Here is a 26,088-nt window from a genome sequence, read left to right as displayed (position 1 = left end):
ATGCGCCTATTCAATAGAAAGTTTATAACCGATCCCTCGTACGGTTTGAAGCCACACAGGGTTTGCAGGATCTTTTTCTATTTTGCGACGTAGACGATTCATTTGTACATCAATAGAGCGTTGGCTGATATCTTTGTCAGTTGTTGCAAATTTATGGCGCGGGATTGTATCTCCTGCGCATTTTGCAAAAATCACCATCATTTCCTGTTCTTTATCTGTCAATTTAATGATTTCTTCTCCTTTTTTAAGTTCACGCCGTGAAATTGAAAACACATAAGGTCCAAAAACAATTTGTTCGATTTTGAGTTGGTTAGATGAGAAACCACGCCGTAAAATGGCGTTAACACGAAGTAAAAGTTCACGAGGATCAAAAGGTTTAGCGAGATAATCATCTGCTCCTGCTTCTAATCCGTGGATACGATGATCTATTTCCGATAAAGCCGTTAGCATGAGAATAGGAACATTTTTCGTTTGGCGAAGCGAATGAGTGAGATCAATGCCATTTTCACCGGGCATCATCACATCAACAATGAGAAGATCAAAGTCTAAGCTTGTGAGTAGCCGTCTGGCTTCATCAGCATTAGCAGAAACAGAAACACGAAATCCATTTTTAATCAGAAATTGGGACAAGAGACTGCGGATACGGGTGTCATCATCAATGACGAGAAGGTGAGGTGCATCATCACATAAGACCTGGATGGGATCGGTCATTATTCAAACCCTTGACAAAAATTCAGTTGATATGAAATCTAGTTTACATAAGTTATGTAAAGCTGTCGAGCAGGCAATTTTTTACTTTGTAACGGAGTAAAAACTGCTATTTATAGGGTTAAACACACATAATTCTTGAAAGGAGTATGATGGGCGATCTCAGTTTACATATTGTTCCGGTTACATCTTTCCAACAAAATTGTACTTTGCTTTTTGATAATGAAAGTAAGAGAGGTGTTTTAGTGGATCCTGGTGGTGATTGGTTTCGGATCGAGGAAGCGATTCAAGAAACAGGCGTTATCGTTGAAGCTATCTGGATAACTCATGGTCATGTTGATCACGTAGGAGCTGCAATGCAAGCTAAAGAGACGCTCAATGTTAAAATTATGGGATCACATCTTGATGATAAGCCAGTGATGGATGATGTGGTTGAAAGAGCAAAAAGCTATCGCATGGCTGATGTGCGTCTTTGTGTTCCTGATCAATGGCTGAAAGATGGGGATAGCATTGATTGTGCTGGGCATGTATTTCATGTTTTTCATACACCGGGACATGCTCCTGGTCATGTAATTTATTTTAACGAAAAAGAACGTTTTGCTTTATTGGGTGATGTTCTATTTCGTGGGTCTGTTGGTCGCACTGACCTTATGTTAGGTTCCCACGAACAATTGATGCACTCTATTAGGGAAAAAGTTTTGCCATTAGGTAATGACGTCAACTTTATTTGTGGTCATGGACCAGGAAGTACCATAGGCTATGAACGTCAACACAATCCCTTTCTTAAAGGGATGTAAAGGGAAATATATGGAAAACCTGCTTTAAAGCAGGTTTTTCCAATATTCTTAATTATTTACTGGAGCATAACAAAAGTAATCTAAACCGTCATGGCCACGAAAGGTTCCTGTTCGGGGATTAAATGAACGGTATTTTTTCGAACAATATGCAAGCCATTGGGATATCTGTTCTTGTGGAACGATAGGCCGATGTATTGTTGTCGGCTGCACTTGATAAATCACCTGACTTTGTGGTACAGGTTGATAGATAATTTGCGGTTGTGCAGGTTTTTGAAGAATATTGCCGAGAATCGCTCCTGCAGCAAGGCCGAGAGCACCTGCCGCTAAAGTATCTCCTGTATTATTATTGTTATGGTGTATGTGATATTCGCGGGTACGGGTCTCTATTTTACTGTTTTGATGATAATGATGGTGATGATGTGTTGAGTGTTCTTGATGGGACTGATGGACAGCGATATTTCTTTGAATGCGCTCATAACCTTCGTAGGCAAATGCTGTGGTTGATAGCGCGGAAATGGTTATAGTTGATACTGCCGATAATACCGCAAATTTAACCAATTTTTTCATAGCAACATTCCTTAGTATGAGTTTATATCATGCATGCACTTTACACACATTAAGCTGAATGTAACCTGAACAATTTTGAAGATATCAATATTATGAGCGAAGATCTGCTTAGGAATAGATAGAGCACAAATCTGATTTTAAAACATATTATGCATTCATGAACCCATAATATTTTGCAGTTTTTTATTTGCTTCATCTTTTTATATTAAATGATGTTGTGCGTATTATTTTCAATTCGGTAAGAGCATAATTTTGAATTGTATAAAGATGTCAGTATACTTAAAATTTAACTTTATCCATAAAAAATGGTTTCTTATTGAATTACTTTCATAAAAACAGATAATAAAAACCGCTTCATGCATTATATGCACGACAGCATATGTAAGTGAGCTTTAATGTCAAAATATGCTCTCTTTAATTAATCTCTACTTAAAATTGAGAATTGAATAATTTTAAAGGACTTTCTTTATTTTCTCTCTTCATTGGTAGAGCTCTGGTTATTTTGTGTCAATGGATCATCGGTAATGGCTAGCTCTATTTTCTGTAGCTGTTTAATGTTATCACGAAGTCGAGCAGCTTCTTCAAAATTAAGATCAGCAGCTGCTTCACGCATCAATTTTTCAAGACGTTTAATATGATTGGTTAGAGTATCACCAGTTCTATTTTGTTGTGTAACAAAATTAGGAATATCTTTACCGATAGGGTTGTTGTCACCGACTAAATTGAGAATGTCACTGATGTTTTTCTTAACGCTAGTTGGTATGATATGATGCTTTTGATTATAGTCTATTTGTTTTTGTCGACGGCGTTTTGTTTCTTGCAAGGCTCGTGCTATAGAGCCAGTTATCGTATCTGCATAAAGGATAACTCGACCATCTACATTACGAGCAGCTCGTCCTATGGTTTGAATAAGTGAGGTCTCTGAACGCAAAAAGCCTTCTTTGTCGGCGTCTAAAATAGCAACAAAACCGCATTCTGGAATATCCAAACCTTCTCGGAGCAAATTGATGCCGATTAAAACATCAAAGGTGCCTAGTCGTAGGTCACGAAGAATTTCAATACGCTCTAATGTATCAATATCAGAATGCATATAACGTACACGAATACCTTGCTCATGGAGATATTCCGTTAAATCTTCAGCCATCCGTTTTGTCAGAACGGTTACTAATGTACGATAGCCTTTTTTGATTGTTGTGCGAATTTCGTGCACGACATCATCGACTTGAGTACGTGCTGGACGTATTTCTGTTAAAGGATCAACGAGTCCTGTTGGGCGAATGACCTGTTCTGCAAAAGTACCGCATGTTTGTTCTATTTCCCAGCGGCCAGGTGTTGCAGAAACAGCAATAGTTTGTGGACGCATTGCATCCCATTCTTCAAAGCGTAAGGGACGGTTGTCCATACAAGAAGGTAAGCGAAATCCGTATTCAGCTAGAGTGGCTTTTCGTCGAAAATCACCTCGATACATACCGCTAATTTGCGGAATAGTCACATGGCTTTCATCAATAAAAACAAGAGCATTATCAGGAATATATTCGAAAAGAGTTGGAGGGGGTTCACCAGGTTTCCGTCCTGTTAAATAGCGTGAATAATTTTCAATTCCGGAGCAAGATCCAGTCGTTTCCAGCATTTCTAAATCAAATCTTGTCCGTTGTTCTAAACGTTGTGCTTCTAAAAGACGATCTGCAGAGTTTAATTCGTCGAGGCGTGCAGCTAATTCCATTTTAATTGATTTAATCGCCTGATTTAATGTTGGTCGCGGTGTTACATAATGAGAATTGGCATAAATTTTAATAGATTGGAGATCATCTGTTTTTTTTCCCGTTAAAGGATCAAATTCAGTAATCGTTTCAACTTCATCACCAAATAATGAAATACGCCAAGAACGGTCTTCAAGGTGAGCAGGGAAAATTTCGATCGTATCACCTCTAACACGAAAAGAGCCACGAACGAAATTTATATCTTGTCGTTGATATTGTTGGGCGACCAAATCAGCCAATAATTGTCGTTGATTAAGCCTATCACCTTTTTTTATTTGGAAGGTCATAGCTGTATAAGTTTCTACTGAACCAATACCATAGATGCAGGATACAGATGCAACGATAATGACATCATCACGTTCAAGTACAGCACGTGTTGCGGCGTGGCGCATACGATCAATTTGTTCATTAATAGAGGATTCTTTTTCAATATAAGTATCAGAGCGTGCAACATAGGCTTCTGGTTGATAATAGTCATAATAAGAAACAAAATATTCAACAGCATTGTGAGGAAAAAAATTTTTGAACTCTCCGTAAAGCTGTGCTGCCAGAGTTTTATTGGGTGCTAGAATTAAAGCGGGGCGTTGTGTTATTTCAATGATTTTGGCCATTGTATAGGTTTTACCTGAGCCAGTGACACCCAAAAGTACCTGAGTGCGCTCATTTTTCTTTATTCCTTCAACGAGAGTTTCAATGGCTGTAGGCTGATCACCTGCAGGCTCAAAGGGGGTCTTAATTTGAAATGGGGTGCCGCTTTCAGATTTTTCAGGACGAATAGGACGATGTGGTGTCCATAATTCCCCATTTTTAAAAAGAGGGTTCCCTGACGCAATGAGTGCAGAAAGAGCTTCAACCGTTGCTGTAACTCCTTTCTCTGTCGTGATTCCTTCAGATATAGGGACATTTTTAATTTTGCGAGAGATCTTAGGTTCTGCAATTTTATTATGAAAATAAGAGGTAGAGGATTTCTCAATCGCTGAGACACAGCTTCCTGTTTTTGATGCTTTATTGATTTTTTTAGGAGTGATTATGGTTTTTTTGCGAGACATTATAGGAAAATTTATATCATAAGAAAAAGATAAAAGGGATTCTCATACTGTAATTTGCTGAGTATACTAATTATTACAAGAGGTTTTCAGTTTTATTAGCGTGTGTGTACGGTCTATTATTGAGATGTAATATAGCGATTTTTGTTTCTTTTTATGAAAGTTTTCGTAATTGGTAGCTATTTTTTTATAGACCGTGGAATATCATTAAGATTTAAAATGGCGTCGTTTCAATGTTAAGGCGAGCGATGGTCATGTTGAACAAAGTGATCGTTATCGGCGTTTATCATGGGCTATCTCCTTATTGTTGCAGTGCGTGCTTCTGTTGATGGTGTTGTATATGCATGATAGAGATCATTTCCATCTTTAAATGAAAGATAATATGCTGATGTCCAGCCTGTTCGTGAGTCACAATAAATTTGGCACCAATTACCTTTGCAATTGTAGACAAATACGGCTTGACCTGCAGGAATCAAACCACGAAGCGTATATTGAGTACTTGGTCCTGCTTTAATTAAGATTTGTTGTTGCAATAGCCATGTACAGCGTGGCTTATTGTTGTTATTAAAAGAGGGAGCCGAATATAAAAAGACCCATTAATTTTTTCATTTTCTACTCATAAAATTTTTTGTATAAATTTATTTTTTGGATCACGTTTTTTGTTACGTTATGATTAAATTAGACTTTAAAACTTAATGTATAAATTATCTTTAAGATTTAGAGGGTGGCGTATGCTCTTTATTCATTTTTCCTATGGAAAATGAGATAACTACCCCCTATATAGTGAAGATGATTGTAATTTTCGGGTTCCAGAGGTAATCCTGGAAAGCGTTTTTTATATTTTAAAAACTTTCCGTGTAAAAGAAAGGGATGGATCATGGAAAAAGTGCCAATGACTACAGCTGGTTTTGAAACTCTCAAAGAGGAGTTGCGTTGGCGCCAACAGCAGGAACGTCCACGGATTATTGAAGCAATCTCTGAAGCACGTGCGCATGGTGATTTATCAGAAAATGCTGAATATCATGCTGCCAAGGAAGCACAAAGTTATAATGAGGGGCGTATCAATGAGCTTGAAGATTATATCGCACGGGCAGAGGTTATTGACGTTTCACGCCTTTCAGGGAACCAGATTAAATTTGGTGCTACTGTCAAGCTTTTGAATGAGGATACTGAAGAGAAAAAAGTGTATCAGATTGTTGGTGATCAAGAAGCTGATGTAAAAATTGGTAAAATCTCTATTTCTTCGCCTATTGCACGCGCACTTATCGGCAAGGAAGAGGGCGATGTTATTGAGGTAAATGCACCAGGGGGAGCGCATAATTATGAGATTATTAAAATTCAGTATATCTGAGTTATCATGCATGTTTCTCTAAAAGAAACTGATATTATTGTTCCTCACTTTAAAAAGCGTTTATCAGGGATAAAGTCGACAGTTATTCAGCTTATTCCTTTGCAACGAAAACAGGGTATACGGATATCCTCTTTTGGGGTAGGTTTACCAAAAAATTTACCCACTCTTCGTGTGAGAGATATTTTCGGGCTTTGGAAAAGTCCAGCAGGAAAATCATTTCGTGTATGGCATGCACGGCGTAATATAGAGATGCTTGTTGGAGTTTTCCTACGGGATGTTTTGCGCATGAAGCTTAGGCTTGTCTTTACATCCGCCTCTGAGCGTCATCATAAATTTTCTACAAGATGGTTGATACGTCGCATGGATGAAGTTATCGCCGTCAGTTCACGTGTTGGAACTTATCTAAATGTTCCCTATACAGTTATCAAACATGGGGTAAATCTTGAGAATTTTTCACCCCCAAAAACTGCTTATGATTATTTTTCAGCGACTGGTTTACCAGGTAAGTATGCGGTAGGATGTTTTGGACGTATCCGCTATTTGAAGGGTACTGATTTGTTTGTGGATGCAATGTTAGCATTACTACCACGCTATCCTGATTGGACAGCGATTATTGCTGGTCGTACAACGATGCAACACTGTGATTTTGAAAAAGAATTACGTCGAAAGATTGCCGCTGCTGGTTTAAATGATCGCATTATTATGCTGGGTGAAATATTGGATACGCCTCTGTGGTATCGTCGTATGTCACTTTATGTGGCGCCTTCACGCACAGAGGGTTTTGGTTTGACACCCTTGGAGGCAATGGCATCACAAACAGCTGTAGTAACCAGTGATGCAGGTATTTATGAAAAATTGATTGTAGAGGGAACAGGGACTGTTGTTAAAGAATTGAACGCGTTGGCTTTCACGGAAGCCATTGAACCTTATTTTGCTGATTTAGATAAAACATTTGCAACAGAGCAAAGAGCTTTAGCTCACGTTCGTACTCATTTTCCTTTAGAAAAAGAAGCAGCTGAAATTGGTGCTGTTTATGAAAAAATATTTGCTGCAAAAATGTTTTAAAAACGACCTGTGTAGAATTAAACAGGGTATCTGAGATGATAGGCAGTGAAAATTTTGTAAATTTTCAGAGTTATTCATAAGCTTTTAATTAGTATCTACCTTTATGAGAGAGGAATCTAATCTTTGGTGGTGAATGCAACTAAGACGAGGTATAGTTATATAGTTTTTTCCTATGAGAGTTAAACTTCATATATTAAAATTATTCGTGCCAAAAGGCAGGGGTGAGAAGAATAAATATGGTTATGATTTCAAGACGGCCTGCCAGCATTAAAAAACTCAAAATCCATAAGGCATTATCGTTAATTGTCGAGAAATTACCAATAGGACCAATAATATCTCCAAAACCTGGACCAATATTTGAAAGTGCTGTTAAAACGCCTGTAAAAGCAGAAATAAAATCAAGTCCAGTAAAGAGAAGAAGTGCAGTGCCGATAAGAAGGCAGAACATGTAAAGGCAGACAAAAAGTAAGACTGATTGAGCAAGATCGTTTGATATATTTGAATTGTCGTAGCGAACTTTTACAACTGCATTAGGAGAAAGAAGTTTTGCCATACTTGTTTGTGCAATACGCCAAAGGATAATAAGGCGGTTAATTTTTATACCGCCAGAGGTAGAACCAGCACATCCTCCTGTAAAAGAAAGAATAAAGAAAATACCAAGTGCGAAGGGGCCCCAAAGCTGATAGTTTTGAGCGCTATAGCCGGTTGTGGTGATGATCGATGTAAGGTGAAAAATGACATCAAGAAAAATTTGATGAAAGGAGAGATGGTCATTAAATCGTAACCATACTGCTAGAGAAAAGCTAAAAAGGAAAACGATATTGAGAAAAACGATAATTTGTGGATCTATAGGGCGTTTTGAATAGCTAGGAAACAGTAATTTAATATATAACACAAAAGGCAAGGCAGAAAGCAACATAAAGATTGTAGAGATCACCAAGATAGCTGGTTTATTAGAAAAATAGCCAAAGGAAGCATCATGGGTTGAAAATCCAGCTGTTGCTATTGTGGTCATTGCGTGATTTATGGCATCAAATAAAGTCATACCAGCAGCAAAATAGGAAAATGTGCAAGCGAGGGTTAGTCCAACGTATGCGATGATAATTCCATTGGCAATTTGGTTGATGCGCGGCAATATTTTTTCAGATTTATCTGATGATTCCATATGGAAAAGCTGTACTCCTCCAACACGCAGTGAAGGCAAAAGGAGCAAGGCTAAACCGATAAAGCCAATACCTCCAATCCAGCACATAAGAGAACGCCATAACAGGATGCTTCGTGATAAATTATCAAGGCCAGTAATAACTGTAGAGCCAGTTGTTGTAATTCCAGAGACAGATTCAAAAACTGCTTCTGCTAGTGAAAGTGAAAGAGGAGAGAGATAAAGAGGTAGAGCACCTACTATACTTCCTGTTAGCCAAAGGCAAGCAGTCAGCGTGAAGCCGAGCCGTGCTGAAAAACGGCAGTTAGCTCCCCTGGTTGCTAAAAGGATTAGTGTTGCTAACATGGTGGTTATAGTACAGGGGTAAAGAAAAGCTGTCCAATTTTGGCTGCCATCACGCAAATCTATAAGAGCTGGCAGAATCATGGTTACTCCCATGATTAATGCAAAACGTGCACAGACATTAATAACAAATTGAAGAATGATCGTTTCCTATCTCTTTTCATTTTTGTTTGTAATTTTACGCTCACTTAGAATTTACATATTGAATGTTTCTAGAGTAAAAAATTGATCCTTATACTAAGCAAGCTGTGGTAAATTGGCAATCAGCCTTTTAGCGAAGCTTGAAAAAATACCAATACACTATAATCTATGCTTATAAAAAATTTTTTAAAAGGTTGCATGTCACTACAATTTTTAGGTATAAATACCTAAAAAAGAAAGGAATTTCATGGAACGACCGCATATTCGTGTTCTTGTTATTGGCTCAGGACCAGCTGGTTACACAGCAGCAATTTATGCGGCGAGAGCAATGCTTAAACCGGTTTTGATTACGGGATTGCAGCAGGGAGGACAGCTGACAATTACAACGGATATTGAAAATTATCCAGGTTTTGCTGAGCCCGTTCAAGGAGCGTGGTTGATGGAACAAATGAAAAAACAAGCTCAACATGTTGGTACAGAGATTATTTATGACAATATTGTAAAGGCTGACTTATCTAAACGTCCTTTTACTTTGTATGGAGATTCAGGAACGCAATATTGTTGTGATGCTTTAGTTATTGCAACAGGAGCGCAAGCTCGCTGGCTTGGCTTAGAGAGTGAACAGACTTTTATGGGGGGTGGTGTTTCTGCCTGTGCTACCTGTGACGGTTTTTTTTATCGTGATAAGGAAGTTATTGTTGTCGGTGGTGGAAATAGGGCCGTTGAAGAAGCGCTTTATTTATCGCGCTTAGCTAAAAAAGTGGTTGTGGTTCATCGGCGTGATCATTTTACAGCAGAAAAAATTTTACAAGATAGGTTACGTTCGTGTAATAACGTGCACATCATTTGGGATCATGTTGTAGAAGAAATTATTGGTTTGCAAACTCATGCACAAACCGGTTCTGTTGTGACAGGTGCGCGTCTTAAAAATGTTAAAACAAATCAAAAATTGAAGGTAGATGCAGAAGGAATATTCATTGCTATTGGGCACGATCCTGTTGTTTCTTTGTTTGAAGGGCAATTGAAACAAAAACCAGAAGGATATTTATGGACAGAGCCAGATTCAACAGCAACGAGCATTCCTGGTGTTTTTGCTGCAGGGGATGTAGCAGATAATGTATTTCGTCAGGCTATAACTGCAGCTGGGAGAGGATGTATGGCAGCGTTGGAGGTAGAGAGATTTTTGGATTTGCAGACATAGAGGTTTTACAAAGATAATTGTTAATGAATACCAAAAATTGGAGGAAAGATTTTGGCGTCACCATTAGATTGGGATAAATTGAGGGTTTTTCATGCAGCAGCAGAGGCAGGATCTTTTACGCATGCAGCTCAAAGACTGCACTTATCTCAATCAGCAATCTCAAGACAGGTTGCGGCTTTAGAACAGGATGTTGGTGCTCCTTTGTTTCAGCGTCATGCACGTGGTTTAATTTTAACAGAGCAGGGTGAAATTCTTTACCGCACGGCTCATGATGTTTTAATAAAACTTGAAAATGCGCGCTCACAGTTAACTGAAAGCCGCGAAAAGCCAGCAGGGCGTTTACGTGTTACATCAACCTTTGGAATGGGAGCAAAATGGATTGCAGAGTGTATGCCTGAATTTCTTAATCTTTACCCTGATATGCGGATTCAGATCTTACTTGATGATAAAGCGCTTGATTTGACTATGCGTGATGCCGATTGTGCTATTCGATTACATCAACCTCAACAGCCTGATCTTATCCAAAGAAAATTGTTTACAGTCCATATGCATGTTTATGCTTCAGAAGATTATATTGCACGTTATGGCAAGCCAGAAGAATTGTCTGATTTAGATGGACATCGCATTATTTCATTCGGTGAAACGGTTCCACCTTATTTATCTGGTCTGAATTGGTTGGAAAGGGCAGGAAGAAGTAATTGTTCTCTGCGTACTCCAGTATTACAAATTAATAATATTCTTTCTATTAAAAATGCACTAATGGGCAATCTTGGTATCGCTGTACTTCCTGATTATATTGTAAATAATGATGAAAAATTTGTGCGACTCTTTCCTGATATGACTGATATTCCTTCCTTTGATACTTTCTTTTGTTATCCTGACGCTTTAAGAAATTCAGCAAAGCTGAACGTTTTTCGAGATTATATTTTTTTAAAAGCACGCAAATGGTCTTTTTAATGAAGTGGGTGAGCCAATTATTTACAAAAATCAGGATATTCATGTAGCTGTTTAGGAGACGTGCCTAAGTTTTCTATTATGGTCTTTTTTAGTTTTTGCGAAGATCTTTAAAAAATGAAATATGGTAAATAATAATAAAGAAAAAAATAAGAGTTTTAGGGATATTCAGTAATTTTTTTTAAGTGTTGAGACTTGATGAGAATCTATGAAAAATAACAGGATTATCAGTATCCATGTTGGTTAAGGTCAAGTCTTTATAAGAGAATGAGACACTTCCAAATATTACGGATGAAATGAATAGAATAGCTAACTTTACAATTATTCAGTAATACCAATAGGTTTTTATCAGAGGATTGTCTATTGGGCAATTATAGATTTGCCTTGATTGGTAGGTTTTTGCTTATTTTTTATCTAGTTAATATGATAACAATAAATCCAAAATCTTTACTTTTGCAGGAATATATTTAAGCCCAAAATAGCAAACAACTCAATATGAAAGCAAATAGAAGTATGTATATGTGAGTATCATTTGTGTGAATTACCAGTGCATCACCAATTTAATGAGATTCTCGAAAAAATTGCTATGGTGTTGGCTATTATCACATGATCTCGTATAATCTTCTTTTATGTTAGGCTTTTAGAACAAATTTGTGTTCTCTTCATTCCCTTCATTCAATTGATATAAATGTCGGCACCTTAGGAGAAACTAAGATACCCAAAATGATGATTGAGGATTTTCATAGCAAATTGTTACAAAAACGCTGAATACGTAAGCAAGCCTCTTCGAGTATTTTTTCTGATGTTGCATAAGAAATACGAAATGCTGGTCCAAGTCCAAAGACAGATCCATGAACGACAGCAACAGATTCAACTTCTAATAACTCTGTTACGAAATCTTCATCGTTGGTAATAATTTTATTTGTTGGCGTTTTTTTACCAATGAGATTTGCACAAGAGGGGTAAACATAAAAAGCACCTTCAGGTGTTGGGCAGCTAAGACCCGGAGCCTGATTAAGCATAGAAACAACAAGATCGCGGCGTGTTTTGAAGATCTTTTTATTTTGAATAATAAAATCCTGTGGGCCATTGAGCGCTTCAACAGCTGCCCATTGTGAAATAGAACTTGTGCCAGATGTTTGTTGACCTTGAATTATATCCATGGCTTTAATTAGTTTCTGTGGACCTCCTGCATAGCCAATTCTCCAACCGGTCATAGCGTAAGCTTTAGAAACACCGTTCATTGTTAGGGTACGGTCATAAAGTCTTGGTTCCACTTGAGCCGGAGTAACAGGGGGAAAGTCTCCATATGTTAAATGCTCATATATGTCGTCCGAGAGAATATGGATATGGGGATATTTTATTAAGACATCTGTCAGCTTTTTTAATTCATCATGTGTATATGTAGCACCAGATGGGTTGGAGGGTGAATTAAAAATGAACCATTTTGTTTTTTGGGTGATGGCAGCTTCTAGATCTTGCGGTTGGAGTTTATAAGAAAACTCAGCCTTACTCTCTACAAAAACAGGCGTCCCTTCATTGATAACCACCATTTCAGGATAACTAACCCAATAAGGAGATGGAATGATGACTTCATCTCCTTTATTCAAAGTTGCCATTAATGCATTAAAAAGAATTTGCTTACCACCAGTGCCGACAATAATTTGGTCTGGTGTGTAATGGAGATCGTTTTCTCGTTTAAATTTTGCAGAAATTGCTTGGCGCAATTCTGAAATACCAGATATAGGGGTATATTTTGTTTCACCACGCCGAATGGCTTCAATAGCAGCATTCTTAATATTGTCTGGTGTATCAAAATCCGGTTCTCCGGCACTTAAAGAAATAATATTACGGCCCAAAGCTGTTAAATTACGCGCTTTTTGGGCAACAGCAATCGTTGCAGAAGGTTTAATGAGAGAAAGCTTATCAGCAATAAAAGCCATAATTTTTTCCTTATGTGATATAAGAATGAGTTAACGTAATTATGGAAGAGTATGTCGTAAGTCATAAAAAACTGCAAGAAAACTCTTAGAAAATTTTGTTTTAGGGTAGCTTTTACAACTTTTGTTTGAATATTTTTGAGTGTTTCTAAAAATACATGTTTAATATAGAATACTATAAGGAGATGGAATGATGATTTTATCTTCTTTATGTAAAGTTGCGATTAATCTCTTAACAAGGATTTTATTACCTTTAGTGCTAATAATAATTTGTTTTATCTTGTAATGAAGATCGTATTTTCATTTAAATTTTGAAAAATTGCTTGTTGCATTGTTGGTAAAGCAGACAAATGCTTTGTTACAAAGGTAAACTGTAATTGAAAAAGTAAAAACCTCGCTTTTACAGGCGAGGTTTTAAAATGAAATAGGTAGAATTTAAAGAGCTGATAGGTTTCCTGCAGAAAATTTTCCTGAACGCTGGTCTTTAAGAACTTCATAAGAAATTTTCTGCCCCTCGTTAAGGCTGTTCAAGCCAGAACGCTCAACAGCAGAAATATGTACGAAAACATCCGCACTACCATCATTAGGTTGGATGAATCCAAAACCTTTTGTTGCATTAAACCACTTAACTATTCCTGTAGACATAGGAAACTCCTTTATATATTAGCTATCGCGTATTGAAGCTAAAAGCTCTCAATACAATTTTAAATCGAAATTGGGCGGGAGAAGTTTTGTCAAAAGTGCATGTCGCACAGGAAAAAAAGTCGCATAACCGAAAATCCGATTGGGACAATTATAGAGAAGCTTTAGATAAAAAGCAAGATTAATCGATTTTATATCAGGAAAAGATTATCAAAAAAACAAAGAGAATAGCATTTCATCACATAGCAAAAATATCAATTAAAATAGTGTTGCAAAGGACGCACTTCAAGATTATTCACTTTGAGTGCTTCAATCGCTTGTGCTACAGCTTCAGCTCCAGCCATTGTTGTATAATAAGGTACTTTTTGCATTAATGCTGCATGGCGTAATGATTTAGAATCTGAAATAGCGCTAGCGGTACTCGTTGTATTGAAAATTAATTGAATTTTTCGATTACGAATGGCATCTTCAATATGAGGATGTCCCTCTAGAACTTTATTGATTTTTTGGGCTTTAATGCCGTGTTCTATAAGAAATTTTTGTGTTCCACTTGTCGCTAAGATTGAAAAACCAAGCTTTTCTAAGCGTTGAATGGGCTTTAAAAGACACTTTTTATCTTCATCTCTAACAGAAACAAACACAGTTCCTTCCTGTGGGAGTTCAACACCAGCTCCAAGTTGTGCTTTAGCAAAAGCGAGTGCAAAATCATAGTCAAGTCCCATGACTTCACCAGTTGAACGCATTTCAGGACCAAGTAATGTATCTACACCTGAAAAACGAGCAAAAGGAAAGACTGCTTCTTTGACAGCAATATGTGATTTTTTCGATACAGATGGTAATCCACCATAAGCTTCTAGTGCGTGGTGAAGACTTTCTCCCGCCATAATACGTGCAGCAATTTTAGCTATTGGTTGACCAATAGCTTTTGCTACGAATGGGACAGTACGTGAAGCACGGGGATTAATCTCTAAGACATAAATTGTTTCATCCTTGATAGCATATTGTACATTCATAAGACCACAAACATGCAGTGCTTGAGCTAAAGCTTTTGTTTGACGCTCTAACTCCATGACCAACTTGCGTGAAAGTGTATGTACTGGTAAAGAGCAAGCGGAATCACCAGAATGGATACCTGCTTCTTCAATATGTTCCATAATACCAACAATGAGTGTTTCTTTGCCATCACTTAGACAATCAACATCAACTTCAATAGCTTCTGTTAGATAGGTATCAAACAAAAGTGGATTTTTGCTGAGCAATATGTTGGTTTGTTTTGTTTTGTCGTTAGGGTAATAGGCTTTAATATTTTCTGGTACTAATTCATGAACTATTTTAAGCAAATAATTCTGTAAGCCACGTTCATCGCGGATAATTTGCATCGCACGTCCACCTAAAACATAAGAAGGGCGTACAACAAGTGGAAAGCCCAGTTCATGAGCAATGAGATGCGCTTGTTCAATTGAGTAAGCAATGCCGTTTTTGGGTTGGTTTAAATTAAGTTTGAATAATAATTTTTGAAAACGATCTCTATCTTCTGCTAAATCAATAGCATCAGGCGAAGTTCCTAAAATGGGAATATTATTTTTTTCTAATGCGCTTGCTAATTTTAGTGGTGTTTGTCCGCCAAATTGGACAATAACTCCAACTAGCTCACCTTTTTCCTGCTCTGTTTCTAAAATAGCTAAAACATCTTCTTCTGTTAAAGGTTCAAAATAAAGACGATCGGACGTATCATAGTCGGTCGATACGGTTTCAGGATTGCAGTTAATCATGATGGCTTCAAAGCCTGCATCGCGCAAGGCAAAAGCAGCGTGACAGCAACAATAATCAAATTCAATACCCTGACCAATGCGATTAGGACCTCCACCTAAAATAGCAATTTTTTTACGCTGAGAAATCTGTGCTTCTGAGCGTTCTACCCCTGCGAGGGGAGACTCATATGTTGAATACATATAAGCTGTAGATGAGGAAAATTCAGCTGCACATGTATCAATACGTTTAAAAATGTGTTTAACATTAAGGGATTTACGCAAAGCAGCAACATCATCTGGCTTTTGTCCAGTAAGGTTAGCTAAACGTGCATCAGAAAAGCCCATAGATTTTAACATGCGCAGGTTATTTGCATCTTGGGGAAGCCCATGAGTTTGAATGCGCTGTTCCATTTTAACGATAGAGGCTATTTGTTCCAAAAACCATGAATCAACTTTGCTGATTTGGTAAATTTCATTGAGGGGTAATCCCATACGCATTGCTTGTGCAATATAGCGTAAGCGATCAGGGCTTGGAATTGCAATCGCTGATCGGATAGAGTTTTTTTCATCGCCTTCAGCATGTTCAGGAAGCGAAATTTCATCAAGACCGGTAAGACCTGTTTCAAGTCCACGAAGTGCTTTTTGTAGTGATTCTTGAAAAGTACGGCCAATTGCCATGACTTCTCCCACAGATTTCATTGCAGTGGTTAAAGCAGAGGATGAACCAGGAAATTTTTCAAAAGCAAAACGAGGGATTTTGGTAACAATATAGTCAATGGAAGGCTCGAACGATGCTGGTGTCGTTCCACCCGTAATATCGTTTTTAAGTTCATCAAGTGTGTAGCCAACGGCTAGTTTAGCGGCTACTTTAGCGATTGGAAAACCCGTTGCTTTTGAAGCAAGTGCTGAAGAACGAGAAACACGCGGGTTCATCTCAATAACAATAAGACGCCCATTTTCAGGATTAACAGCAAATTGCACATTAGATCCACCAGTTTCAACACCAATTTCCCGTAATACAGCGATTGAGGCGTTGCGCATAATCTGATATTCTTTATCAGTCAAAGTAAGGGCAGGAGCAACGGTGATAGAATCACCAGTATGGACACCCATAGGATCAATATTTTCAATGGAACAGATGATGATGCAATTGTCTTCTTTATCACGGACAACTTCCATTTCATATTCTTTCCATCCCATAACACTCTCTTCGATGAGAACTTCTGTTGTTGGTGAGGCTTCGAGGCCTCGTTCAATAATTTCATAAAATTCAGAGCGATTGTAAGCAATACCGCCCCCTGTACCGCCAAGCGTGAATGAAGGGCGTATAATGGCTGGTAATCCAATAATATCAAGGGCTTGCACTGCCTTTGCAGTTGCATGTGCTATATAATGTTGTTTGCGTTCAGATTCCGTCTGGTGCCAATTATATTCAAATTCTTCTAGCGCTTGATCAAGTGCATCACCAGAAAGTTCAGTTTTCAGTTTATCACGTGTTTGTTCATGGATCCGGCGATCTTCTTCTTTAAGTTCGGTTGCGTTGGCTAACATAGAGCGCGGCGTTTCCAAACCGATTTTCTCCATTGCTTTTCTAAATAAAGCGCGATCTTCAGCTTTATCAATAGAGTCAGCATTAGCACCAATCATTTCAACGTTATAGCGGCTTAAAATCCCCATACGCTTTAGGGATAAAGCAGTATTAAGTGCTGTTTGTCCTCCCATGGTTGGTAAAAGTGCATCAGGACGTTCATGAGCAATAATTTTGGCAACAACTTCTGGGGTAATAGGTTCAATATAAGTAGCATCTGCTAAATCGGGATCGGTCATAATGGTTGCAGGATTAGAGTTAACCAAAATAATTCGATACCCTTCTTCTTTCAAAGCTTTACAGGCTTGAGTTCCTGAATAGTCAAATTCACATGCTTGACCAATAACAATAGGTCCTGCTCCGATAATAAGGATAGATTTTATATCTGTACGTTTTGGCATGGTTTGTTCCTATCACAAACATCTGCGCACAATTGCAGCAGGCAGAATTTGAAATTTAAGGCTGAACTTATCTTATAGGTTAATAAACGAAGAAAGTAAGCCATAAAATACTTCTTTTATTCTTTTTTTCGTGGAATTGAAAATTAAGGTCTTTTTTTGTCGTGGATTACTTCTGTGTTAAGTGAAAAAATGCATTTTTGATAAAATAGACAATTATACTCTGGTGGAAATTGTACACAAATTCAAAAATGTTGAAAATTGCTGCGGGTGGTAAATATTGGTCATTGTTGTTGATGAAACTTCATGGAATAAATTAGGGTTATTGATGCAGTATGGTGGAATCAGTCTGCTTATTTTGACGCTCATGATTTTAAGTTCTCGAGATTATAATTTTTTATGTGTTCTCATTCTCTATGAAAATTATATTAAGGGTAATGCCTTACATCAAAGGGTGACTAAATATTCACCAAAGAGAGATTTAGATCAGAAATTTTCTGCTAAACTATAATATTAGTTCATGTTAGCAATTTTTATTTAACTGATTACATATTTTCGCTTATTACTTATCCAGTATTATTAGGCACACAGCTTTAAGTTTTTGCTATCGACATGTGTTATTGTTTGGTTAGCTGAGGGATTGATTGTAATGATCGATTTAATTCGATAGCATATTTGGCGTACGCTGAAGGAGTTGTTTAGCTGATTTAACCAGTCAAAAATTTTTCAAAATGATTATAGTTAAGTGAGACTGAATGTGGATCATCAAATGATGGTAAGGCCTTAAAGAGTATGTACGAAATATATTGATTTTCAATAGATTGCTAATTATTTATCTGTGTAATGTGAAGAAAGGCTTAGATTTTCATTATCTAGTAAGATGAAAACTTGTAGGATTATTTTTAGTTTTTTTAAATTTTTTTATAGTTTTATATAAGAGTGCATTATACTATATGAACTGCTTTGAATGAGGTAAAGCTTAAAGAGTAGTGAGTGTGGGGGAATGAAAGATAAAGAACTTAATCCAAAATTTGTTCGTTCTGGGCTTATTTTAGTTTTTATCACTTTGTTACTGGATATTATCGGGATTGCAATTATCAGTCCTATTTTACCAGAATATCTCTCTCAGTTGACAGGAGAGGATATTAGCAAGGCTTCTGTGAATGCAGGAGTGTTATTGGCAACTTATGCCGTGATGCAATTTTTATTTGCCCCATTTATTGGCAATCTTTCTGATCGTTATGGTCGCCGCCCTATTTTACTTATCTCTATCATTAGTTTTGCTATTGATAATCTTATATGTGCTATAGCGTGGAGTTATTCTGTTTTATTCATTGGGCGTTTATTATCTGGGATAAGTGGTGCTAGTTTTGCAGTCTGTTCGGCTTATTTGGCAGATATATCAGATGATAGGACACGCACACGTAATTTTGGCTTAATAGGTATGGCATTTGGATTGGGATTCATTTTAGGTTCCCTTATCGGTGGTTTTTTAGGTCAATTTGGGCCACGTGTTCCGTTTTATTTTGCAGCTGGTTTTTCATTCATTAATTTTATTTTTGCATGGGTGATGCTGCCAGAAACTCTTTCTATGCGTAATAGACGTCGTTTTGATATTAGACGTGCTAATCCCCTAGGTGCGCTTTTGCAACTTAAAAAATACCCAAAGGTTTTTTGGGTTTTATTCGCTTTTTTTCTTTATTGGCTTGCAGAATCTGTATGGCCAAGTGTTTGGGCATTTGTTGCTAAAGAACGCTATGATTGGAGCTCATTTTCTATTGGGTTGTCTTATAGTGTTTTCGGAGTAGGACAGATTATCGTGATAGGTCTTATATTACCTTATCTTTCCAAGCGTTGGAGTGATTGGCATATTTCCATGGTAGGGCTCTTTTTTGCATTGACTGGTATGCTTGGTTATACCTTTGCAATACAAGGATGGATGGTTTACGCTGTTTTTTCTTTTACAATGCTTGAATATCTCGTTCATGCACCTATGCGCTCTATTGCTGCAGCACAAGTACCAGCGAATGCACAAGGGGAATTACAGGGCGCAATGACTTCTATTACTTCGTTAAGTTCAATCATTGGGCCCATTTTTTATACGCTTCTCTTCGAAAAATTTACATATGAAGACGCTGTATTTCATTTTTCTGGTGCGCCTTTTGCTGGTAGTTTTTTTATGATTTTTGTGGCAATTTTTGTTTTTGCTTTACGGGTGAGGTAAGCTCTTAACATGAAGCTTGAAAATACTTTACAAAGATAATTAAAAAGAAAAAAGAAGCTCATGAGCTCTGTGCATAGAGTAATAAACCATTCACCCACGGCTTATTGAAGAGGTATTTCAAGGGCAGGAGAAGGTGCAATGCCTAGTGAGAAGACCCACAAAAGACTATTTATTGGACTGTTCTCTGTAATTGACAATCAGATCATGAAACCGTTGAAATAGGTAGTGACTGTCTTGTGGACCAGGGGAAGCTTCAGGATGATATTGAACAGAAAAAGCGGGTTTTCCAATAATTTGAATACCGCAATTTGTACTATCAAAGAGAGAGATATGCGTTTCTTCAACATACTGCGGTAGAGATGTAGAATCTACAGTAAAACCATGGTTCATAGATGTAATTTCAACTTTTTCAGTGATAAGATTTTTAACAGGATGGTTAGCACCATGATGTCCCTGATGCATTTTTATGGTTTTAGCTCCGACAGCAAGAGCAAGGAGCTGGTGGCCAAGACATATGCCAAAAAGCGGTATATTGCACTCAATGAATGTCTTAATCATTGGAACAGCATATTCAGCTGTAGCGTTTGGATCTCCTGGGCCATTAGAAAGAAAAATGCCATCAGGTTTCATTGCTAGAATTTCTTGTACACTCGTGTGTGCTGGTACAACAGTTATACGTGCACCTTGTGCAGCCATAAGACGAAGAATATTGCGCTTAATGCCATAATCAATCGCAACGATATGAAAGTTATATTCATTATTAATAGTATAACCCTTATTCCATATCCATGGCTTTTCATTCCACTCTATTGATTGCTTCGATGTCACTTCTTTTGCAAGATCAAGATTGAGAAGACCTGACCATTTTTGTGCACGTTCTTTCAGAGCATTGATATCAAAATTCCCATTGGGATCATGAGCAATGACAGCATTTTGTGCACCTTTTTCTCGGATAAGGGCAGTTAATGCTCGTGTATCAATTCCACAGAGTGCAATAATTTGATGTTTTTTGAGCCACTGGTTTAGATTTTCGTTTGCACGGTAGTTAGAAGGTGAGCTATGTGCTTTAAAAATGGCACCGACTGCACCATAGTGATGGAGAGGCGTAAGATCTTCAATATCTTCACTATTTGTGCCTACATTACCAATATGGGGAAAAGTAAAATTAATGATTTGTCCGGTATATGATGGATCAGTAAGAATTTCTTCATAGCCTGTAATAGCAGTGTTGAAACATACTTCAGCTTCAACAATACCTATAGCGCCTATCCCTTCACCTTCAATGACCGTTCCATCTGCTAATACTAAGAGAGCTGTAGGTTTTTTGATACTCCAAGGATCAGAAGATAGGGTGGTTTTCGTCATAGTATATGCTCACAATTCGATATCGTAAAGAAACTACAGCTATAATAGATTGCCGCATATCGTTCTTGGAATGTTCTGCTTAGATTTAGAAGTATAAGTATATTACATGAATAGGTAAAGACTTAATTTTGGTATTTCATAAGCTATGTTATTTATTATTTTCATTATATTATGTATTTTAATATGTTTGAGGATTAACTTTTTTATTTGCGCTACATTGAATAAGTTTATTATATTACGTGTTTGATTACCATAGCATGTTCAATTACTTTTAAAAAGCAAAAGCAAAATAGGGCGCATCTCGTTATGCTTTGTTTGATGAGTGCTCAGATAAAGAATTATGATATTTTTTATTGTAATCAGAAAATTAGCAAAAAAGTAATGATGATTGCAGTCTACAATAGCTAAATTTTATGAAAAATTTGTGCTCATTCATGAAGCAGTTTAGTTTCTTGAAAGTGCTAAAAGACAGGTAAAATTAGTTATTATTCATAAATAATTTCTCTATTGGTTTGGTAAGATAACTGTTGAACAAGATGTTATAAAATTTTCGTGTAAATATAAAAGTGAAAAATTATACGACGGTAAGAATAGGGAGGGGAGTCGTGCCGTTAAAAGAATATTATGTGAAACAATTTTTTAAAGTTAGCTGATAGCCTATGTGAAAAAGGCAAAATGAATTTTGCAAAACTTGAAAAAGGAACTTGTAGCATCTTCTATTGTGATCAGATTATTAAATTATTAGGCAGTTTAAATGCAATACCAATATAATTAAGAGGGATCTTCTGTGTATAGTGGCGAATCTGCTAAAAATAGCTCAGTCAGTAGAAGTGGTTTTCCTGATAATCGCAGACGAGAACGACGTGCCCACAATGAATCCTTCCGGCCAATGTGAATATAATCGCGAGTTAATTCACCATTGCTAAACAAATAGCGCCCTAGCGGTAAAGTTCCTAAATTCATCAATGCATTACTGTGATGGGCTAAAGTTTCCTGCGGGATAACTGTACGTCCCAAAAGCCAAGGCTGATTGTCCCCCATAAGAACAACTTCGCGTAGCCAATAAAGTGAGCTTTCAGGGAGGTGTTCAGCTTCTTCTTTTAATTCATTCCGAGCAATAAAGTATTCATGTCGTGGTTCAACGTGAACACGAGTGCAATAACGTTCAAAACGAAGAGTCATGGAACCTAATTCCATCAGCCAGTCATAAATAGCAGGGGGGACAGAGCTATTATTGTCGGATAACCACTCTAATGGTGGCAAAATAGAGTCTTCAGTCCTAAACATCATCTTACTTACCTAAATTATATTAGCACGCTGCTTTTCAGATGAAAAAATCATCCAAAGATTTCTTTGTAATGCAGAAATGGATATGTGGAAAGTTGTTAGATGCGAGAGTGTTTTAAAAAGGAATATCGCTTAAGAGTAGATTTATTGTTTATCTCAAGATGAAAAATTTTTCATCGGAGATGATTGAATACGGGCACGGAATTTGCCAACAGAAGATTGTCTGGCTTGTAAACATTTAATTAACGCCGCAGATCAAAAATTTTGACTATAATTTCTAAAGTTAAGATAAAATTTTCGCGGCAGTTGCAAAAAAGCACTGGAAAGTGTTTTTACAGAATTCATGAGTAAACTATGATCGGATTTTTCGACCGATCCATATAAGAATGCAGGCTCCAATAAAGCCAAAAATAAGATAGCTAAACCAACCAACAACATTAATGCCTAAAAAGCTAAAAAAGAAGCTCATCAATGCAGCACCAATAATTCCTAAGACAATATTTAATAATACTCCTGTTTGACTCTTCATAAAATATTGCGCCGCCCAACCTGCTAGACCACCGATAATAATAGCTGTAACCCAGCCGATTTGCACGTTTTCCATTATATTCTCCCTCAATTTAAACTTGCAACCTTAATTAGAGTGGGCTTTTTTAAGGTCAAGATTTGTCTATTTTCAGAAATGTATCACTATTGGGAATTTCATTCCATATTTCTTGATGAATGTTAATTTCATCTTTCTGTTCAAAGGGTAGCTGTTTGTTGTTCAGGAGAGGTTCTTAAGCGAGAACTTTGCAATAGTCCCTGTTCTTCTAAAACAGGATAGACCATGGAGGTTAGAAGAGAATTAATTTGTTCAAGATCATGTATAGTGTTAAGATGAAGGTTAGATGCTTCCACGTTTAGGGCCTCACCTTCACGTAAGCGTTTAAAATATTTTAAGCTTGTTTCTTTTTCTAAATTACGTAACCGGTCTTTTTTCTGTACCAACAAATGTGCAGTATGGGTATCACGTGAAACAAGAACATTAAATGCAATGTGTGCATTATCCAAAACAATGGTGTGGAAGTGAAGCAAGTCATTCCAGCTGTCAGTGGTGAATTCTAAGCCTTTTTGCTGTTTCTTTTTAACAAGTGTCAGCATATGGATAATAATATCTCCTGCTTGATCTAATTTTATACATGCACTTAAGAGCTCTTGTGTGCGAAGAGCTTTTTGATCAGATAGTTTTTGTCTGGCAAGCTGTGCGAGATATAGTTTAATTGCGATATGTTTTTTATCTAAAATGGTATTGAGTTGGTTGAGCTCATGTATGACCGCAGGATCAGAATTGTTGTAAAGTCTTATAATTTTTTCCAGCATTATATCAACAAGATTACAAATATGGATTACTTCACGCGTAACATTAGAGAGTGCTAACGTTGGGCGAGTTAGCACACTATCATCAAGAGCTGTTTGATTAGCTAGATCAAGAGTATTATCGGTTTGCGGTGTTTTTGTACTCATATGGACGATGATTGTGGTCAGTTTTAAAATCCATTTTGATAGTGGAATGCCAGCAAGAAGAATAAGAATATTAAAAATAATGTGAGCATTGATGACTTGAGTAGCAGCATTGTCGCCAAGCCATGCAGTTGGTGATTGAAAAAAGAGGAATAAGACCAGGATCACGATTGAACCAGCACCGCGCATTAGTAAATTACCCAATGGGATAAGACGGGTATCAGGAGCGGCATTACGTGTTAGAATTGGTGCAATAAGAGAAGAACCCAGATTGACGCCTAGGACCATCACGATACATAATTGAGATTGAATCAAGTCATAATTAGCAAAATTAACGAGCAAAATAATTCCTGCAATGGATGAATGTAAAAAATACGTTAAAGCTGCTGCTAACAAAAAAGCCGAAATAGGGTCTGTTGAGAGATAGCTAATGATATTAGGTAGGATCGCACTATCACGTAGAGATTCTGTCGTAGCGCTTGTCATTTGTAAAGATAGAATTAAAAGTCCAATACCAATAATGATACGCCCCATTTGGCGCCAATTATGTTTTTCAGTTGTCATAAAGATGGAAGTGCCAATCAAAAGACATAAAGGGACAACGAGGGTAAGATTATAAGAGAGAATTTTAACAACAAGGGCTGACCCTAATTCTCCTCCACGTACTGCCATAAGCCCTGCTAAACTAGAAACAAAACCAGAGCCAACAAAAGAGCCAACAAGGAGTGTCACTGCTGTCGAGCTTTGTAGGATCACGGCCATGAAAAGTCCAAAACTTACAGAGAAAAATGGATTAGACATGACGTGACGTAATTTAGATTTGAGTTTGTCACCATAGGCACGCTCAACTCCTGTTCTTACCATGCGTGTAGACCAAAGCAGTAAAGAAACAGCGCCTGCAAGATGAAGGAGTATCAGCGAGCCATTCATGATACTTTTTCTTTCTTTTTTGTTTGAATGTAGGTTTATTCAAAGGATTAATATCAGAGGGGCTTATTATTTTACTTTGTTTCAAATGCATGAATAAAGTCGTAACCACTTGGATTTTGAAAGATTTTTAGACCAAAATCAGGGAGGATAGAATAAAGATGATCAAAAATATCAGCTTGAATTTGTTCATATTCTGCCCAAATAACTGTGTTGGTAAAGCAGTAGATTTCCAAGGGTAAGCCATCCGGTGTTGGAGGTAATTGCCGTGTCATGAGAGTCATATTTTTTTTGATGTGAGGATGCTCTCGTAAATAAGATAAAATATAAGCACGGAAAGTTCCAATATTCGTCAAACGTCGGGTATTGGCGGGGACATTTGGGTTTTTACTCAGTTGGGTATTCCATTTTTTGATTTCCGGTATTTTTTTTGCAAAATAGTTTTCTAATAAGTTAAATTGCGCAAGGTATGCTTGCTCTTCTTCTGTATGAAAGCGGATACTCGATTGATCAATGAATAAAGGTCGCTTAATGCGTCTGCCACCTGATTCTTGCATACCACGCCAGTTTTTGAAAGGATCTGTAACCAGCTTACGAATGGGAACTGTAGTAATTGTTTTATCAAAATTTTGAACTTTGACGGTATGCAGGGCAATTTCAATGACATCACCGTCTGCACCGAGATTTGGAATTTCAATCCAATCGCCGACGCGTACCATATCGGTAAATGAAATTTGGATGCCTGCAACAAGAGAAAGCAGTGTATCTTGAAAGATCAGAAGCAAGACAGCTGCCATCGCACCAAGACCAGAAAAGAGGATAAGGGGCGAGCGATCGATCAACGTGGCTAGCATTAAAACAGTAGCAACAGCAAAAAGTGCAATTTTAGCAATTTGAATATAACTTTTTATCGGTTTTAATCGTGCTGCTGGTTGTTGTTCGTAAAGAGTGTTGATGACATTGAAAAGAGCAGAAATTGTTAAGACAACAATAAAAATAATAAAAGCATTGGAAACATTGCGGATAATAGTACCGAGCACGTTGGGCAATGTTGGTATAAAATTAACACCGGTTGAGATAATAAAAGCTGAAGCAATACTCGCTATGTACCTAATAGCACATTCAGTATCATTGGTTGTACTCTCGGGGAGAAAGGAAGAGAGCCGTTTTTCTCCATGAATGAGAAGTTTTCGTGCTAAAAGATTAACTAAAAATGCAACAAAAGTGAGAACAATTAACCAAGCAATAGTTTCTAGCAATGGATATTTAACAAAAAAATTGGTCACTTTTTTATCTCCATTTTTGAATTATTCTCGGTGGATTATTGAAAATTTGGCAAACTCTCAAGAGAGGTATTGGCATTATGTTC

At 37.2% G+C, this 26,088-nt stretch carries 19 protein-coding genes; 6 read left to right on the top strand and 13 right to left on the bottom strand.

Annotation, left to right across the window (positions count from 1 at the left end):
- Positions 1–6 precede the first annotated feature (6 nt).
- Complete coding sequence (locus BARBAKC583_RS04785) at positions 7–711, bottom strand: response regulator (protein WP_005767499.1); 705 nt, start codon at positions 709–711, stop codon at positions 7–9.
- A 149-nt stretch (positions 712–860) separates the two neighbouring features.
- Between BARBAKC583_RS04785 and BARBAKC583_RS04780 the strand changes: the two genes are divergently transcribed.
- Positions 861–1,505: an MBL fold metallo-hydrolase gene (locus BARBAKC583_RS04780; protein WP_005767496.1), complete on the top strand. Its 645-nt coding sequence runs from the start codon at positions 861–863 to the stop codon at positions 1,503–1,505.
- A gap of 48 nt (positions 1,506–1,553) precedes the next feature.
- On the opposite strand, the gene BARBAKC583_RS04775 is transcribed toward BARBAKC583_RS04780, so the two are convergent.
- From BARBAKC583_RS04775 to BARBAKC583_RS04760, 3 genes are all read right to left on the bottom strand, one after another.
- The gene (locus tag BARBAKC583_RS04775; RefSeq protein WP_005767493.1) at positions 1,554–2,072 is read right to left on the bottom strand and encodes a BA14K family protein; all 519 of its coding nucleotides are present in this window, start codon (positions 2,070–2,072) and stop codon (positions 1,554–1,556) included.
- Positions 2,073–2,538: 466 nt separating this feature from the next.
- On the bottom strand, positions 2,539–4,881 hold the full coding sequence (uvrB, locus tag BARBAKC583_RS04765) for an excinuclease ABC subunit UvrB (RefSeq protein WP_005767491.1): 2,343 nt from the start codon (positions 4,879–4,881) through the stop codon (positions 2,539–2,541).
- 290 nt (positions 4,882–5,171) lie between these two features.
- A complete protein-coding gene (locus BARBAKC583_RS04760; protein WP_080512680.1) occupies positions 5,172–5,411 on the bottom strand; it encodes an SH3 domain-containing protein in 240 nt (79 codons plus the stop codon).
- Positions 5,412–5,755: 344 nt separating this feature from the next.
- Here BARBAKC583_RS04760 and greA point away from each other — a divergent pair, with 344 nt between their 5' ends.
- Together greA and BARBAKC583_RS04745 are read left to right on the top strand one after the other, a co-directional pair.
- Entirely contained in the window at positions 5,756–6,229 is a 474-nt protein-coding gene (gene greA, locus BARBAKC583_RS04755) for a transcription elongation factor GreA (protein WP_005767489.1), read from the top strand.
- Between the two features lie 6 nt (positions 6,230–6,235).
- Positions 6,236–7,294 carry a glycosyltransferase family 4 protein gene (locus BARBAKC583_RS04745; RefSeq protein ID WP_005767487.1) on the top strand — a complete coding sequence of 353 codons (1,059 nt, stop codon included), beginning with the start codon at positions 6,236–6,238 and terminating at the stop codon, positions 7,292–7,294.
- A 199-nt stretch (positions 7,295–7,493) separates the two neighbouring features.
- Here the strand turns inward: BARBAKC583_RS04745 and BARBAKC583_RS04740 are convergent, their stop codons facing one another.
- Positions 7,494–8,882 (bottom strand): TrkH family potassium uptake protein, encoded by a 1,389-nt coding sequence (locus BARBAKC583_RS04740; protein ID WP_005767485.1) that lies wholly within the window; start codon positions 8,880–8,882, stop codon positions 7,494–7,496.
- A 304-nt stretch (positions 8,883–9,186) separates the two neighbouring features.
- On the opposite strand from BARBAKC583_RS04740, the gene trxB reads away from it, so the two are divergent.
- Positions 9,187–10,140, top strand: a complete 954-nt coding sequence (gene trxB / locus BARBAKC583_RS04735; RefSeq protein WP_005767483.1) for a thioredoxin-disulfide reductase — start codon at positions 9,187–9,189, stop codon at positions 10,138–10,140.
- Between the two features lie 51 nt (positions 10,141–10,191).
- Positions 10,192–11,097 carry a LysR family transcriptional regulator gene (locus BARBAKC583_RS04730; protein WP_005767481.1) on the top strand — a complete coding sequence of 302 codons (906 nt, stop codon included), beginning with the start codon at positions 10,192–10,194 and terminating at the stop codon, positions 11,095–11,097.
- 737 nt (positions 11,098–11,834) lie between these two features.
- On the opposite strand, the gene BARBAKC583_RS04725 is transcribed toward BARBAKC583_RS04730, so the two are convergent.
- The 3 genes from BARBAKC583_RS04725 to carB all read right to left on the bottom strand — a co-directional run bounded on the left by BARBAKC583_RS04725 (position 11,835) and on the right by carB (position 17,416).
- Complete coding sequence (locus tag BARBAKC583_RS04725; RefSeq protein WP_005767479.1) at positions 11,835–13,037, bottom strand: pyridoxal phosphate-dependent aminotransferase; 1,203 nt, start codon at positions 13,035–13,037, stop codon at positions 11,835–11,837.
- 432 nt (positions 13,038–13,469) lie between these two features.
- Positions 13,470–13,679 (bottom strand): cold-shock protein, encoded by a 210-nt coding sequence (locus BARBAKC583_RS04720; protein ID WP_005767476.1) that lies wholly within the window; start codon positions 13,677–13,679, stop codon positions 13,470–13,472.
- A gap of 251 nt (positions 13,680–13,930) precedes the next feature.
- The gene (gene carB, locus BARBAKC583_RS04715; RefSeq protein WP_005767473.1) at positions 13,931–17,416 is read right to left on the bottom strand and encodes a carbamoyl-phosphate synthase large subunit; all 3,486 of its coding nucleotides are present in this window, start codon (positions 17,414–17,416) and stop codon (positions 13,931–13,933) included.
- Positions 17,417–18,416: 1,000 nt separating this feature from the next.
- Between carB and BARBAKC583_RS04705 the strand changes: the two genes are divergently transcribed.
- Positions 18,417–19,637 (top strand): tetracycline resistance MFS efflux pump, encoded by a 1,221-nt coding sequence (locus BARBAKC583_RS04705; protein WP_005767469.1) that lies wholly within the window; start codon positions 18,417–18,419, stop codon positions 19,635–19,637.
- Between the two features lie 165 nt (positions 19,638–19,802).
- Here BARBAKC583_RS04705 and carA read toward each other — a convergent pair whose 3' ends face one another.
- The 5 genes from carA to BARBAKC583_RS04680 form a co-directional block, all read right to left on the bottom strand.
- Entirely contained in the window at positions 19,803–21,002 is a 1,200-nt protein-coding gene (carA, locus tag BARBAKC583_RS04700) for a glutamine-hydrolyzing carbamoyl-phosphate synthase small subunit (protein WP_005767468.1), read from the bottom strand.
- A gap of 771 nt (positions 21,003–21,773) precedes the next feature.
- The gene (gene ubiC / locus BARBAKC583_RS04695; protein WP_035453032.1) at positions 21,774–22,292 is read right to left on the bottom strand and encodes a chorismate lyase; all 519 of its coding nucleotides are present in this window, start codon (positions 22,290–22,292) and stop codon (positions 21,774–21,776) included.
- A gap of 349 nt (positions 22,293–22,641) precedes the next feature.
- Positions 22,642–22,893 (bottom strand): GlsB/YeaQ/YmgE family stress response membrane protein, encoded by a 252-nt coding sequence (locus BARBAKC583_RS04690; RefSeq protein WP_005767466.1) that lies wholly within the window; start codon positions 22,891–22,893, stop codon positions 22,642–22,644.
- A 140-nt stretch (positions 22,894–23,033) separates the two neighbouring features.
- The gene (locus BARBAKC583_RS04685) at positions 23,034–24,722 is read right to left on the bottom strand and encodes a Na/Pi cotransporter family protein (RefSeq protein WP_005767465.1); all 1,689 of its coding nucleotides are present in this window, start codon (positions 24,720–24,722) and stop codon (positions 23,034–23,036) included.
- Between the two features lie 71 nt (positions 24,723–24,793).
- On the bottom strand, positions 24,794–26,005 hold the full coding sequence (locus tag BARBAKC583_RS04680; protein ID WP_005767464.1) for a mechanosensitive ion channel family protein: 1,212 nt from the start codon (positions 26,003–26,005) through the stop codon (positions 24,794–24,796).
- Positions 26,006–26,088 lie beyond the last annotated feature (83 nt).

The sequence above is a fragment of the Bartonella bacilliformis KC583 genome, assembly GCF_000015445.1.
In the GTDB taxonomy this organism is placed as follows: domain Bacteria; phylum Pseudomonadota; class Alphaproteobacteria; order Rhizobiales; family Rhizobiaceae; genus Bartonella; species Bartonella bacilliformis.
Note: the sequence above shows the minus strand (reverse complement) of the source record. Positions and strands in the feature narration are given on the sequence as shown.